Consider the following 12,732-nt stretch of genomic DNA (forward strand, 5'->3'; position numbering starts at 1 on the left):
TTATGTGGGGTGCCTAGTCTCGGACTTGTGAAAACCTCCGACGACCTCCTTATCGAGTCCTTCGCTCCGCAGCTCTCCAGTTTGCGGATTGCCGTCGTGACAGAAACCTTTCCACCCGAAGTCAATGGCGTGGCCATGACGCTGGGGTGGCTCGTCAACGGCATGCTGCAAAAGGGGCATTCGGTCCAAGTGGTGCGACCGCGCCAATCGCGCGAGCAGGCCACTTTGCAGCACGAAGGGCTGGACGAAGTGCTGTCCAAAGGCGTGCCATTGCCTGCTTACGGTGAGCTTCGGTTCGGCATGCCCTCCAAAAACCGCTTGCTCAAGCTGTGGGGTGAGCGGCGGCCCGACATCGTGCACGTGGTCACCGAAGGGCCGCTGGGTTGGTCTGCTGTAGCGGCGGCCCGCAAGTTGCAGCTGCCGATCACCAGCTCGTTCCACACCAATTTTCAGAGCTATTCGCAGCACTATGGCATTGGCCTCTTGAAGACGCCGATCGAGTCTTACCTTCGCAAACTGCACAACCGCACCCAAGCCACCATGGTGCCCACACGCAGCCTGGTGCAAGACCTGACCGCACGTGGCTATGAGAACGTGACCCTGCTGTCGCGTGGCGTGGCTTTGGAGCAGTTCGGCCCGCAACACCGATCCGAGGCCCTGCGCCGCCAATGGGGCGTGCTGGGCGATGAGCCGGTCATTCTGCTGGTGGGGCGCCTCGCCAAGGAAAAAAACGTGGGACTGGTGGTGGCCGCGTTCCGCGCCATCAAAGCGCGCGTGCCGGATGTAAAGCTCGTGTTTGTGGGCGATGGCCCTCTGCGCAAGGCGCTGACCGAGGCGTGCCCGGAAGCCACCTTTGCCGGTGTGCAAAAAGGCGGCGACCTCGCGGCGCACTATGCCTCGGCCGACCTGTTTTTGTTCCCCAGCATGACGGAGACTTACGGCAATGTGGTGCCCGAGGCATTGGCCAGCGGGCTGGCCGTGGTGTCGTACGACTGTGCCGCAGCGCTGGAATTGATTGAAAGCGGTGACAACGGGGTGTTGGTGCCTACAGGCGACGACGTGTCTTTCGTCAATGCCGCAGTGCAACTGGCGGTGGATCCTGAACGCATCGCGCGTTTCCGCGCGGCGGCAGCCAAGGCTGTGGCCGACCGCAGCTGGGATGCGGTGGCCGATACGTTTTTGCACACCTTGCGCTCGGTACTGGAGCGCCACGGCCGGCCGTTTGCTTCCGTCCCCGCGAGCAGGGCGAGTGCCTCAGGATTGCCAGCGAAGGAGCGGCTGGCCCATTCGCACGCGCGACCCCTGCTCTAAGCCTGCGTCGAGCACAAAGCCTTTGGGCGCCAGCACGATCACGGTGGAGCCATGCTGAAACCAGCCCATTTCCTGCCCGCGCTCAAAGCTTGCGTTGCAGGCAATTCGTTTGGGGCCGGTGTATTTCAGGTGAAACAACACATCCAGAAAGTGCAGCCGGATGCTGGCTACCAGCACCGCAGCCACCGGAACCAGTGCCACGCGTTGCCCCTGCAGCGGGCCGGGGCCGCTCAGTCGGGTGCCGATGAAGGCGCGCTCGTTTTTGCAGAACAGTTTTTCCACCCGTTTGAGGGCAATCGGGTTCACGTTCCAGGTGTCGCCCGAGAAGTAGCGCACTTCGTCCACGGTGCAGTGGTGGGGCGCGTGGAAGCGGTGGTACATGCTGGATGTCAGTCGCAAGGTCACAAAGCTGCCGTCACGCCATTCGCTGACGTCGGCGTCCGGGCCCAGCAGGTCTTCCAGCGTGTAGGGAAAGCCTTTGGCCTGGAACACTCGGGTGCCTTCGATAGGGCCGCTCGCGCCAATGATGGCGTCGACCGGGCTGGTCATGGCATCCACATCTTGCGATACGGGACGGGCGCCGTCTTTGAGTTCGCGGGTGAAGCAGTCGTGCATGCTGGAAAAGCGCTGTTTTTTGGCTTCACGCAAGTCCAGGTCGCTAAAGAACTTCCAGATGCCGATAGAGGCATCACGCACCAGCGGCTGCTCGATCTTGCTGAACCACCCCAGAAAGCGGGTGAGCGCTTGGCGCGGAATGCGGTTGGTCAGCAGGAAGTTCGGGTCTTCCTGGCTGAGGATTTTTTGAATCTGTGCACGTAGTTGCATGGTGATTGTTGATAGTGAAGTTGGATTGAAAGGTGAATGTCGTGAATGAATCTCTAGAACTGCAAACCCTGCTGCTGGCCGGCGTGGGAACGGCGGCGGCCATAGCGGCTTTGCGCAAATTGAAGGCGCGCGCCGAGCTCTCGCTGGCCAAGCACCGCTCGCTGGCAGGCCATCCGCGGAATGCGCGTTTGCTGGCTTCCTTGCTGCCCAACTACAGCTACGACGAGCAGCAGGTTTTCGCCGTAGACGGTGCGCCAGTCGATGTGGTGGCACGCCGCAAGGCGGCATTTGTCGCGCTGGTGCAAGGCATTGCACAGCGTTACCCCAAGACCCTGGAGGCGGGCGCTTCGGTGATCGATGGCTTGTCGGACATGCAGTTCGTCAGTGCCTACCGCGTGCCCTACCAGTTCAAAGCTATGGTCAAGCAGGGCTTGAAGATCGGTGCCTTTTTGCAGTCGTCTTCCGGCGTCACCGTGACCGATCTGGACGGCAATGTGTTCATCGACCTGACCGGCTCGTATGGCGTGAACCTGATGGGCAATGACCTTTACAAAGAGTGCATTGACGAAGGCGCTGCCATCGCGCGCGACCTGGGTCCGGTGCTGGGCGCATACCACCCGGTCATGGTGGACAACGTGCAGCGCCTGCGCAAAGCCTCGGGCATGGACGAGATGTCTTTCCACATGTCCGGCACCGAGGCAGTGATGCAAGCCGTGCGCCTGGCCCGCTACCACACCGGCCGCAAGAAGCTGGTGCGGTTTTGCGGTTCTTACCATGGCTGGTGGGGCGATGTGCAGCCCGGTATCGGCAACCCGATGACGGCCAAAGACACCTTCACCTTGTCTGAAATGGGCGAGGGCACTCTGCGCGTGCTGCGCAAGCGCCGTGACATTGCCTGCATCTTGATCAACCCCTTGCAGGCCCTGCACCCCAACATGCCGGCGCCCAGCGACGGCTCCTTGCTGGACGGTTCGCGCAAAGCCGGATTCGACAAAGCGGCCTACACAGAATGGCTCAAAACCCTGCGCACGATTTGCGATGAGCGCGGTATTGCGCTCATCTTTGACGAGGTGTTTGTCGGCTTCCGCCTGGCGCCCGGTGGCGCTCAGGAATACTTCGGCGTGCGTGCCGATATGGTGACCTATGGCAAGACACTGGGCGGCGGGCTGCCCATCGGCGTGTTGTGCGGCAAGCGCGAATGGATGCGCCGCTTCCGCGATGAAGCACCAGCAGATATCTGCTTTGCCCGCGGCACGTTCAATTCGCACCCCTATGTGATGGGCGCCATGAATGCCTTTATGCGCAGGCTCGAAACACCCGAGGTACAAGCGCTCTACACCGATCTGGACGGTGTCTGGAACCGCCGAGCATCGCAGCTCAACCATGCCATGGAGGTAGCGGGTCTGCCGGCTCGCGTGGCCAACCTGTCGACCATCTGGACCGTGACCTACACGCAGCCCGGCTGCTACCACTGGTTGTTTCAGCACTATTTGCGTTTGCAAGGGCTGGCCTTGAGCTGGGTGGGAACCGGTCGCATGATCTTCAGCCTGAATTTCAGCGATGCGGACTTTGAGGAGGTAACCCGCCGGTTTGTGGCGGCGGGTCAGGCGATGCAGCAGGATGGTTGGTGGTGGACCGATAGCGCCCAGACGCACAAGGTCATCAAGCGCCGCATCCTGCGGGAGATGCTGGCCGCCAAGTTCTGAGCCTCAGAGGGCCGGAACCTGGCGACGGGTTCCGGTCAGGTAGGTGCGTGATCCATATTGCCGCGGGGTTCGATAAGTTCGCCGCGCATCAGGGCCAGAGGTGCCTTGTAGTAAAGCTTGATGTCGTGGAAGGGGTCGGTGATGATTTTGGTCATCCACACCAGACCGGACATCACGTCCTTGATGAAGAAGAGGTGCACGGTGCGGAAGATCAGGCCACCCACGCCAACGAACAGCCAGAGTTCGCCGGTGTGGCGCATGAAAGCTTCCATGCCGCTGGATGGCTCGAAGTAGCCGAACAGGGTGGGGTCGATCCAGAGTGCAACCGGTGCCGCGGCCCAGATGGCCATGAGCACTATTTTGCGTTGGAGGTTGTAGCCGACCTTGATCTCTTCTTTGTATTCGTGGGTGGCCTTGTTGACATGGTCATATCCCAATGGCTCAAAGAAAAAATGCCCTGCCTGGCGGGATGTCATGGACACCAGCCATGCGACCAGGGCCGCGATGGCCGGGTCTTTGAATAGCAGCGCATAAGCGACCAGAAAGCTGATCGCGCTCAACAAGTGCAGGGACTGGTTGATGCGGCTGTGGTGGTAATAGCGGTGGTCATCCCAGCGCTGGATCTTGAGTTGTGTGAGAAAGTCTTGCATACACGAAGTCTCCAGGAAACGGAAATTTCATGCTACCCAGACTTGATGGCAGAGCCGTGACAAGACCTGTGACGGTTTGGTGAAAACGCGGACCTAGTCTTTGGTGGCGTGGCGTTGCACGCAGGCGATGTAGGCATCGCCATCCGGTGGTCGCCCGGCGCGCTGGCTTTCCCACAGCATGGTGCCAAGGCACTCCATGGCTTCGTGGTGTGCCTGGTGCAAAGAGTTCCGCTTGTGGGTCAACAGCTCTACCGCCTGCCGTATGCCCCGGGGCTGGTCGATGCTGCACTGTTCGCTGATGGACAGGTGCATGCTCAGGTGCAAGAAGGGGTTGGTACGCCCCTCGGTCGCCTCGTACATGGTCGACAAGGCCCGATCGACATCCGCAAAGTCCGTCTGGTATTCAGGATGCTCGTCCATCCACTGGGCTGCTATGGTTTCAATAGCTTCCATCGCCTGTCCAGCGCGGGACTTGGTGTAAACGGAGCAGAAAAATCGACGTACGTCTTCTTGGGATGGATTGAACATGGCCAGAGGTTAGCACGGGCTTTACTGCCCGCTCCAGTCGGGACCCCTGCGCTTTTCCCGTTCGGCACGTTCCTGGGCCATTTGCTCCTCCAGCTGCTGACGGCCTTGTTTGACAGCTGCAATCAGCTTGGTGCGGTCCTTGAAATGGGGGCGCATTTTCTCGAACAGCTTCAGGTTGTGTTGGCGAAAGCGCATGGTGCTCTGGCGGGCAATATGGGCGGGTTGGCCCAGCACCTCTAGCACGCTGCGGGCACTGCGCAGGCTGGACTCAAACAACTCACGTTCGACCAACGTGACTTCCCGTTCGCGCAGTTGGTTCCAGTGGGTCACATCGCGGGCGCGGGCCACGATGGGCAGGGTGGGAAAGTGTTCACGCGCCAGATCCACAATGGCCAGGGACTGCTCCACATCGTCTACCGCCACCACCAGTACACGCGCGGTCCCGGCGCCGGCCGTGCGTAGCAGGTCCAGGCGGGTGGCATCCCCAAAGAACACCCGGTAGCCGAAGCTGCGCGCGGCTTCGACCATGTCGGCATCGTGGTCCAGCACCGTGGCGGGAATGCCCTCGGCGAGCAAGACGCGGCCCACAATCTGCCCGTATCGCCCATATCCGGCAATGATGACCGGCGCGCTTTGGGGCTCTGCAATTTCTTCCAGCGCCGGCCCCTTGCGCCCTGCAAAGCGGGGAAGTACCCACCGGTCCACCGCGACCAGCACCAAAGGGCTCAGCAGCATGGAGACGGCCACGGCGCCTATGAGTAGTGAGGCCGTTGGCGCAGAAAACACATTTGCCCCGGCCGCGGCCTGAAACACCACAAAGGCAAATTCCCCGCCCTGCGCCAGCAGCAAGGTGAACACTGGGCGCTCCGGCCCCGGCAGTTGAATATGGCGGGCCAGCCCGTAAATCACCACGGCCTTCACCACCAGAAAACCCACCACCACCAGCGCCATGGTGCCCGGGGAGGCCAGGAGCACGCCAAAGTCGATGCTCATGCCCACCGCAATAAAGAAGAGGCCCAGCAGCAATCCTTTGAAGGGCTCGATATCGGTTTCCAGTTCCCGGCGGTACTCACTTTCGGCCAGCAGCACGCCGGCCAGAAAAGCGCCTAGCGCCATGCTCAGGCCCACCAACAACATGAGCGCCGAGATGCCCACCACCAACAAGAGCGCTGCCGCAGTAAAGATCTCGGGGGTGCGTGACCGGGCGATCCAACGGAACAGGGGGCGCAACAGCAGGCGGCCCCCGAGCACAATACCGGCAATAACCGCTATTATTTTGATAGCTGCTTGCGCATATTCCATGGGCGCCAGGCCGTCATTTGATCCTGAACTGGCGCCCAGCAGGGGCAGCAAAGCCAAAATAGGGATGGCGGCCACGTCTTGAAACAGCAGGATGGAAAAAGCGGCCTGGCCGCTTTGGGTCGGCATCAGATTGCGCTCCCCCATCACCTGCAGCGCGATAGCGGTGCTGGATAGCGCCAACCCCAGCGCCCCCACCAGGCTCAGGCGCCAGCCCACACCGCAGGCCATGGCAACCAGCATCAGCAAGGCCGTGCAACCCAGCACCTGCAGGGCGCCCCAGCCGAAGATGGAGCGACGCAGACTCCACAGTCGCCGCGGCTCCAGCTCCAGGCCCACCAGAAACAGCATCAGCACCACGCCGAACTCGGCAAAGTGAAGAATGTCTTCCACGTTGTTGACGAGTCCCGCGCCCCAGGGGCCGATGGCAATACCCGCGGCCAGGTAGCCGATGATGGCGCCCAGCCCGACTGCTTTGGACAGGGGAACGGCAATCACCGCTGCGCTCAAGTAAATCAGGCTGTTGATCAGCCAGGCCGGTGCGTGCTCCATGTCACAGGTCTCCTTGCAAGGTCGCTGAGCCGGCAGGCCGGTCTGCATCCGGCACATCGCATGTTGCAGTGCTTTCCAGTTCCGCCAACTCCGGCCATTCGGGGTAGCTGCGCAGCCGCTCTGCGAAGGTAGCGACGTGGCTTTCTACGTCGGCTTGCGGCGCGCTATGTGCACCATGGAGCACCATGGGCGGCAGAAAACGCATGCCGCACAAAGCAGCCGTTTGCTCGTAGGGGGGCAGGAAAGCGTCGAAGAAATAGCGGTTGTAACCCTGTGGGTGGTAAGAAGCCTCAGGGCCGCCAGTGCTGGCGACCAGCCACAAGTCTTTGCCTTGCAGCGCTTTGGCGCCATGGCCATAGGCCCAGCCGTAGCTCAGCACTTCATCCAGCCAGAGTTTGAGTAGTGCAGGCATGGAGTACCACTGCACCGGATGCACCAGCACGACCAGACGGGCTGCGGCGAGTTTTTCCTGTTCAGCTTGTACATCGATGGCGTAGTCGGCATAGCTCTCATACAGGTCGCACAGCGCCACGCTTTCGGCAGAGACAGCGGCCTGGCGGAGTTGGCGGTTGACGTGGGAGTTCCGCCAGTTGGGGTGGGCGGCAACGACGTAGATGGGGTGAGATTGGTTTTCAGTGACCATGGCCGTAACATAGCGCAGTTCATGGAGTGGAGGAGCTGTCTATGCCCGTGGTTGTTGTTGCTAACCCCAAGGGGGGCGTCGGAAAGTCCACAATGTCGACCCAAATTGCCGGTTACTTCGCCTCCAGGGGGCATGCCGTCATGCTGGGCGATGCGGATCGCCAGCAATCTTCCAAGCTGTGGCTGGGGCTTCGCCCGCCGGCGGCCAAACCCATCACGGGATGGGAGTTGAACGAGGAGGGCGTTGCCAAGCCGCCCAAGGGCACCAGCCACGTGGTGCTCGACACCCCGGCCGGCCTGCACGGCAAGCGCCTTAAGGAAATACTGAAAATTGCCACCCATGTGGTGGTGCCTTTGCAGCCCAGTGTGTTTGATATCTTTGCAACCAAGCCTTTCCTGGATGAGCTGGCCGCCAGTTCGCGGGCGGGTAAGTTCAAGGTGGGCATTGTCGGCATGCGAGTGGATGAGCGGACGCTGGCTTCCGATCAGCTGCAGCACTTTGTCGACGGGTTGGACCTGCCGGTGCTGGGCTTTGTGCGCGATACCCAAAACTACATCCAGGTAATTGCTCGGGGGCTGACCATTTTTGATGTCGCGCCCGGCAAGGTCGAGCGGGATTTGCAGCAGTGGCAAGCCATTTGCCAGTGGCTGGATGCGTAATTCCCCGTCACCTGTCACCGTGGCAACAAGGGAGCAGGTGCCGGCTGGCTAGAGTGGCGGCATGAAAACATTCAACACCTTGGCGGAGTTGTCCGCCCACGTCGGTACCACGGTAGCTGTGAGCGAATGGCTGACCATCAGCCAGGAGCAGATCAACCAATTCGCGCAGGCAACCGGTGACCACCAGTGGATCCACGTGGATCCGGAGCGTGCAGCACAAGGTCCCTTCGGCACCCCGATTGCCCATGGCTTTCTCACCCTGTCGCTGATTCCGCAGTTGATGGAATCCAGCATGCAGGTGCTCAATGTGCGGATGGGAGTGAATTACGGCCTGAACAAAGTCCGCTTCATTTCGCCGGTGCCGGTCAACAGCCGTTTGCGCGCGCATCTCAAGTTGTTGGAGGTGCTGCCGGTCGACAACGGTGGCGTACAGCAGGCTTGGGAAGTCACCATTGAGCGAGAGGGAGCCGCCAAACCTGCGTGTGTGGCTGAAGCCTTGGTGCGCCAATACCCCTAAATAAGGGTGATTTGACGCTCTTCAGGCGCCGAATCCGTTCTGCCGCCAGGCTTCAAATACCGTTACGGCGACTGCGTTGGAGAGGTTCAGGCTGCGCTGATCCGGCCGCATGGGCAGGCGCAGGCTGCGTTCCGGGCTGAAGGACATACGTACGAAATCAGAAATGCCTTTGGTTTCCGAGCCGAATACCAGCCAATCCCCGGGCTGAAACGCCACCTCAAACGGGCTGCGGGTTCCGCGGGTCGTGAGGGTGAACAGGCGGTCAGGCGCCGGACGTTCTGCGTCCAGAAAATGCTGCCAACTGGCGTGGCGCTTGAGCTCGGCGTACTCGTGGTAATCCAGCCCGGCGCGGCGCATGTGCTTGTCGTCCATGGAGAAACCTAGAGGTTCCACCAAATGCAAGCGACAGCCGGTATTGGCCGCCAGGCGGATCACGTTGCCCGTATTGGGAGGGATTTCGGGCTCAACTAAAACAATATGAAACATGCCGTCATTGTCTACGCAGTAGCGGCATCCACGCCGGTGCGGGCGAAGACCAGCGCAGTGATGTGCGCTGCGCCTGCGTGCCGCAGGGTTGTCGCCGCCGCACTCATGGAAGCACCGCTGGTCATCACGTCATCCAGCAGCACGATGCGCTTATCCGACACAGCGCCCTGGCGGAGGGGTTCCATGGCAAAAGCATGTCGCACATTGTCTTGGCGGTCTTTGCGATCCAGTGCACTTTGTGCAGGCGTGTTGATAACGCGCAGGAGCACTTGCTCCAGTGTTTTGTCAGGGCTGAGGTGACGCGCCAGTAAGGCGGATTGGTTAAAGCCTCTTTGCAGCAGGCGTTCTCTGGCCAGCGGTATGGGGATGACAAAGTCTGCCGCTTCCAGCGCCGGTTCTACCCAAGGCGCGCTGCGCATGAGTGCGGCGAAATGGCCCGCCCAAGCGGGGTTCTCCTGAAACTTGAAGTGAGCGATCAGCCGGTCCCACGGGTAGGCATAGTCCACGGCAGCCAAGGCGCTGTCCCATGGCGGTGGCGCGTGGGTGCACGCGCGACATTGACGGAGGGTGTCCGGAAGGGCCAGTGCGCATGACGGGCAACGGTGGACCGGTTGACCAAATGCCTGTATGCAATCCTCGCAGACGGCTTGCGCGGGCCACGCATGACAGACGGCGCAGGTGCTGGGCACTGCGCGGCTTAACCCTCGAGCCCATGCGCTGAACATCCGCCCAATATACTCCCCCAGCTTTGCTTTTCCCCGGCCCATGACCACCCACAAGCCTCCCACCATCGATCCCGTTGCCGCTGCCCGCTGGGCTTGCGTGCCTGCCGCGCAGTCGCCCTGGTTGCACGAGGAGGTTGCACGGCGCATGGAAGACCGCCTGCAATGGATCGTGCAAAAGCCGTCCGCATGGCTGGATTGGACGCCCGCCAGGGGTGGCCTAGAAGCGCATGCCTTGGTCCAGAAGCGCTATCCACAAGCCAGGGCATTTGTACATGAGGAATCGCCTTCGGGCTTGGCCGTGAGCCGCGATGCCTTGTCGCCCGCATGGTGGAGTCCTGCACGCTGGGGGAGCGGGGCTGTTCAGTTCGGGCTGCCCACCGAACCGGTGCAGATGCTGTGGGCCAATATGGCTTTACACATGGCCGCAGACCCCCAAGCACTGATAAATCGGTGGCACCAGGCTTTGGCAGTAGATGGCTTCGCCATGTTTTCCTGCCTCGGACCGGACACTTTGCGTGAAATTAGGGACGTTTATGCTGATGCGGGTTGGTCACAACCTCACCACCAGTTCACCGATATGCATGATTGGGGTGACATGCTGGTGCATGCCGGCTTTGCCGAGCCCGTCATGGACATGGAACGGATAACACTGAGTTACTCCACGGCTGAGAAGTTGCTGGACGAATTGCGAGGTTTGGGGCGTAATCTGCATGTCGCGCGATTCCCCGGTATGCGCGCCAGATCTTGGAAGCGGAATCTGCTTGAACGGATCAGCAATCGCTTGGGTGCCCGTTCCACAGACGGACGGCTAAGTCTGACCTTCGAGGTGGTCTATGGGCATGCCTTCAAGCCCAAGCCCAAAGTCAAGCTCCAACCGGAAACTAGGGTTTCTCTGGATGACATGCGCGCCGTCTTGAAGAAGTAGGCAAAACCCCCACAGTTTCACTCAGCCGATGCCCGAGGCTGATGCCGGTCAAGTCCGTTACTGTCATACAATGATAGGAAAAGAGGTGACGGCATTTCCCCCCTCCAATCTTGACCAAGCCTGTGCACGGCCGGTCAATTTCGGGTGACACGCATGACGAATTTGGTTTTTCGCTTTGCGACGGTACAAGGGCAGCATGTTCATTGGCTTCTAAGGCGAAACTGTTCTGTAACGCCCCTGCAGCTGGTATGGACTTACATATCGCTTTGTGCGGTGTCTATCGGAATCGGACTTTTTTTCTGGTTTCAAGGCGCCACGCTGGTGATCCCTTTTGCATCACTTGAGCTGATTGCGGTGGGGCTGGCGTTCCTGGTTTACGCGCGGCATTCAACTGACGGCGAGCACATATCCTTGCTGGAAAACCGGCTGGTTGTGGAGTTGGAATGCGCGGGGCGCTTGGAGCGTGCGGAATTTCAAAGGGGCTGGGTGAGGGTGGAGCCTCGGGCGGATGACTCATCGTTGATTGAGTTATCTGAGCGGGGGAAAACCATCCGGGTCGGGCGATATATCAGGCCTGAGTTGCGTCCGCAGCTGGCCAAGGAAATACGTTCGGCACTGCGAGCTGTCTAAGGGCGGCGCGTGAACCCGGTGCGTTGGATTATTTTGGGGCATCAAAAAGTGAGCGAGATGAAGAACACAACGAAAAAACTGGCGTCTATGCTGTGGGCGGCTGGTGCTTTTGCCGGCACTTCCCTGTTGACGCAAGCGCATGCTGTGAATGATCTGCCGGGCGGACCGGCGGTCAATCAGTTGAATCTGGCCCCTGCGGTCACCAAGATCGCACAAGAGCAGCAGTGGCTGCATTGGTTCATGCTGATTGTGTGCTCAGTGATTTTTGTGGCGGTTTTCTCCGTCATGTTTTATTCCATCTGGAAGCACCGCAAATCAGTCGGGCACAAACCGGCGACTTTCCACGAATCAGTTACCGTGGAAGTCATCTGGACCATCGTCCCCTTTGTCATCGTGATCCTGATGGCACTTCCCGCCACCAAGGTGGTGGTGGCTATGAAAGACACGACCAACGCAGACCTGACCATCAAGGCCACAGGCATGCAGTGGAAGTGGGGCTATGACTACATCAAGGGTGAAGGCGAAGGGATTGGTTTCGTTTCCACATTGGACAGCGATCAGCGGGCCATGTCGGATGCCGGCGGACCCAAGAAGGGCGAGTCTGTAGATAACTACCTGTTGAAGGTTGACAACCCTCTGGTGGTTCCTGTGGACAAAAAGGTCCGCATCATCACGACCGCCAACGATGTAATCCATGCGTTTATGGTTCCTGCATTCGGTATCAAGCAAGATGCGATTCCGGGCTTTGTCCGTGACACGTGGTTCCGTGCCGAGAAGGTTGGCGACTATTACGGTCAGTGCGCAGAGTTGTGCGGCAAAGAACACGCATATATGCCTATCCATGTGAAGGTGCTGTCTGCGGAAGACTATTCCAAGTGGGTTGCCGGCGAGCAGAAGAAGCTGGCTGCCAAAGCAGATGATCCGACCAAGGTGTGGACTCTGGAAGACATCTCCAAGCGCGGCGAGAAGGTGTATGCCCAAAATTGCGCTGCTTGCCACCAAGCCAACGGTAAGGGTGCGGGTCCTATCAAGCCATTGGATGGTTCGGCTGTCGTGTTGGATGCTGACAAAACCAAGCAGATTGCAGTTTTGTTGAATGGACAGAATAACGGTGCAATGCCTGCTTGGAAGGCGTTGAGTGACACCGATATCGCAGCTGTTATCAGCTACACCAAGAACAACTGGTCCAACAAGACCGGCCAATTGGTGCAGCCCGCTGAAGTGCTGGCATTGCGCAAGTAATGCACCTCAGGCAGAACCTAGAAAATTAAAAAGG

Annotated in this window: 14 protein-coding genes; 7 read left to right on the forward strand and 7 right to left on the reverse strand. The window is 59.9% G+C overall.

Annotation, left to right across the window (positions count from 1 at the left end):
• The first annotated feature begins 27 nt into the window (after positions 1–27).
• Entirely contained in the window at positions 28–1,311 is a 1,284-nt protein-coding gene (locus ACOAP0_RS13395; protein ID WP_498376800.1) for a glycosyltransferase family 4 protein, read from the forward strand.
• On the opposite strand, the gene asd is transcribed toward ACOAP0_RS13395, so the two are convergent.
• Positions 1,255–2,136: an archaetidylserine decarboxylase gene (gene asd, locus ACOAP0_RS13400; protein ID WP_498376801.1), complete on the reverse strand. Its 882-nt coding sequence runs from the start codon at positions 2,134–2,136 to the stop codon at positions 1,255–1,257. The genes ACOAP0_RS13395 and asd overlap by 57 nt on opposite strands.
• A 41-nt stretch (positions 2,137–2,177) precedes the next feature.
• Between asd and ACOAP0_RS13405 the strand changes: the two genes are divergently transcribed.
• Positions 2,178–3,842 (forward strand): aminotransferase class III-fold pyridoxal phosphate-dependent enzyme, encoded by a 1,665-nt coding sequence (locus ACOAP0_RS13405; protein WP_498376802.1) that lies wholly within the window; start codon positions 2,178–2,180, stop codon positions 3,840–3,842.
• Between the two features lie 35 nt (positions 3,843–3,877).
• Here ACOAP0_RS13405 and ACOAP0_RS13410 read toward each other — a convergent pair whose 3' ends face one another.
• The 4 genes from ACOAP0_RS13410 to kefF all read right to left on the reverse strand — a co-directional run bounded on the left by ACOAP0_RS13410 (position 3,878) and on the right by kefF (position 7,514).
• Entirely contained in the window at positions 3,878–4,492 is a 615-nt protein-coding gene (locus ACOAP0_RS13410) for a hypothetical protein (RefSeq protein WP_498376803.1), read from the reverse strand.
• A 93-nt stretch (positions 4,493–4,585) separates the two neighbouring features.
• Positions 4,586–5,020, reverse strand: a complete 435-nt coding sequence (locus ACOAP0_RS13415) for a DUF1841 family protein (protein ID WP_481875348.1) — start codon at positions 5,018–5,020, stop codon at positions 4,586–4,588.
• Positions 5,021–5,041: 21 nt separating this feature from the next.
• Positions 5,042–6,871, reverse strand: a complete 1,830-nt coding sequence (gene kefC / locus ACOAP0_RS13420) for a glutathione-regulated potassium-efflux system protein KefC (protein WP_498376804.1) — start codon at positions 6,869–6,871, stop codon at positions 5,042–5,044.
• A gap of 1 nt (position 6,872) precedes the next feature.
• Positions 6,873–7,514: a glutathione-regulated potassium-efflux system oxidoreductase KefF gene (gene kefF, locus ACOAP0_RS13425; RefSeq protein ID WP_498376805.1), complete on the reverse strand. Its 642-nt coding sequence runs from the start codon at positions 7,512–7,514 to the stop codon at positions 6,873–6,875.
• 41 nt (positions 7,515–7,555) lie between these two features.
• On the opposite strand from kefF, the gene ACOAP0_RS13430 reads away from it, so the two are divergent.
• Positions 7,556–8,173 (forward strand): nucleotide-binding protein, encoded by a 618-nt coding sequence (locus tag ACOAP0_RS13430; protein WP_498376806.1) that lies wholly within the window; start codon positions 7,556–7,558, stop codon positions 8,171–8,173.
• Between the two features lie 61 nt (positions 8,174–8,234).
• The gene (locus ACOAP0_RS13435) at positions 8,235–8,690 is read left to right on the forward strand and encodes a MaoC family dehydratase (protein WP_498376807.1); all 456 of its coding nucleotides are present in this window, start codon (positions 8,235–8,237) and stop codon (positions 8,688–8,690) included.
• A gap of 21 nt (positions 8,691–8,711) precedes the next feature.
• Here the strand turns inward: ACOAP0_RS13435 and trmL are convergent, their stop codons facing one another.
• Complete coding sequence (gene trmL / locus ACOAP0_RS13440; RefSeq protein WP_313878908.1) at positions 8,712–9,176, reverse strand: tRNA (uridine(34)/cytosine(34)/5-carboxymethylaminomethyluridine(34)-2'-O)-methyltransferase TrmL; 465 nt, start codon at positions 9,174–9,176, stop codon at positions 8,712–8,714.
• Between the two features lie 11 nt (positions 9,177–9,187).
• A complete protein-coding gene (locus ACOAP0_RS13445) occupies positions 9,188–9,691 on the reverse strand; it encodes a ComF family protein (RefSeq protein ID WP_498376808.1) in 504 nt (167 codons plus the stop codon).
• 250 nt (positions 9,692–9,941) lie between these two features.
• Between ACOAP0_RS13445 and ACOAP0_RS13450 the strand changes: the two genes are divergently transcribed.
• The 3 genes from ACOAP0_RS13450 (at position 9,942) to coxB (ending at position 12,698) form a co-directional block, all read left to right on the forward strand.
• Complete coding sequence (locus ACOAP0_RS13450; protein WP_498376809.1) at positions 9,942–10,826, forward strand: methyltransferase domain-containing protein; 885 nt, start codon at positions 9,942–9,944, stop codon at positions 10,824–10,826.
• Between the two features lie 153 nt (positions 10,827–10,979).
• Positions 10,980–11,456, forward strand: a complete 477-nt coding sequence (locus ACOAP0_RS13455) for a DUF2244 domain-containing protein (RefSeq protein ID WP_481875356.1) — start codon at positions 10,980–10,982, stop codon at positions 11,454–11,456.
• Between the two features lie 57 nt (positions 11,457–11,513).
• Complete coding sequence (gene coxB / locus ACOAP0_RS13460) at positions 11,514–12,698, forward strand: cytochrome c oxidase subunit II (RefSeq protein WP_498376810.1); 1,185 nt, start codon at positions 11,514–11,516, stop codon at positions 12,696–12,698.
• Positions 12,699–12,732 lie beyond the last annotated feature (34 nt).

Source organism: Curvibacter sp. Hmag1.1 (assembly GCF_059769165.1).

What these genes read in the sequence shown, in the direction of transcription:
- asd (WP_498376801.1), bottom strand. Translation starts at nt 2,136, where the DNA reads ATGCAACTACGTGCACAGATTCAAAAAATCCTCAGCCAGGAAGACCCG.
- ACOAP0_RS13410 (WP_498376803.1), bottom strand. Translation starts at nt 4,492, where the DNA reads ATGCAAGACTTTCTCACACAACTCAAGATCCAGCGCTGGGATGACCAC.
- ACOAP0_RS13415 (WP_481875348.1), bottom strand. Translation starts at nt 5,020, where the DNA reads ATGTTCAATCCATCCCAAGAAGACGTACGTCGATTTTTCTGCTCCGTT.
- kefC (WP_498376804.1), bottom strand. Translation starts at nt 6,871, where the DNA reads ATGGAGCACGCACCGGCCTGGCTGATCAACAGCCTGATTTACTTGAGC.
- kefF (WP_498376805.1), bottom strand. Translation starts at nt 7,514, where the DNA reads ATGGTCACTGAAAACCAATCTCACCCCATCTACGTCGTTGCCGCCCAC.
- ACOAP0_RS13430 (WP_498376806.1), top strand. Translation starts at nt 7,556, where the DNA reads ATGCCCGTGGTTGTTGTTGCTAACCCCAAGGGGGGCGTCGGAAAGTCC.
- ACOAP0_RS13435 (WP_498376807.1), top strand. Translation starts at nt 8,235, where the DNA reads ATGAAAACATTCAACACCTTGGCGGAGTTGTCCGCCCACGTCGGTACC.
- trmL (WP_313878908.1), bottom strand. Translation starts at nt 9,176, where the DNA reads ATGTTTCATATTGTTTTAGTTGAGCCCGAAATCCCTCCCAATACGGGC.
- ACOAP0_RS13450 (WP_498376809.1), top strand. Translation starts at nt 9,942, where the DNA reads ATGACCACCCACAAGCCTCCCACCATCGATCCCGTTGCCGCTGCCCGC.
- ACOAP0_RS13455 (WP_481875356.1), top strand. Translation starts at nt 10,980, where the DNA reads ATGACGAATTTGGTTTTTCGCTTTGCGACGGTACAAGGGCAGCATGTT.
- coxB (WP_498376810.1), top strand. Translation starts at nt 11,514, where the DNA reads ATGAAGAACACAACGAAAAAACTGGCGTCTATGCTGTGGGCGGCTGGT.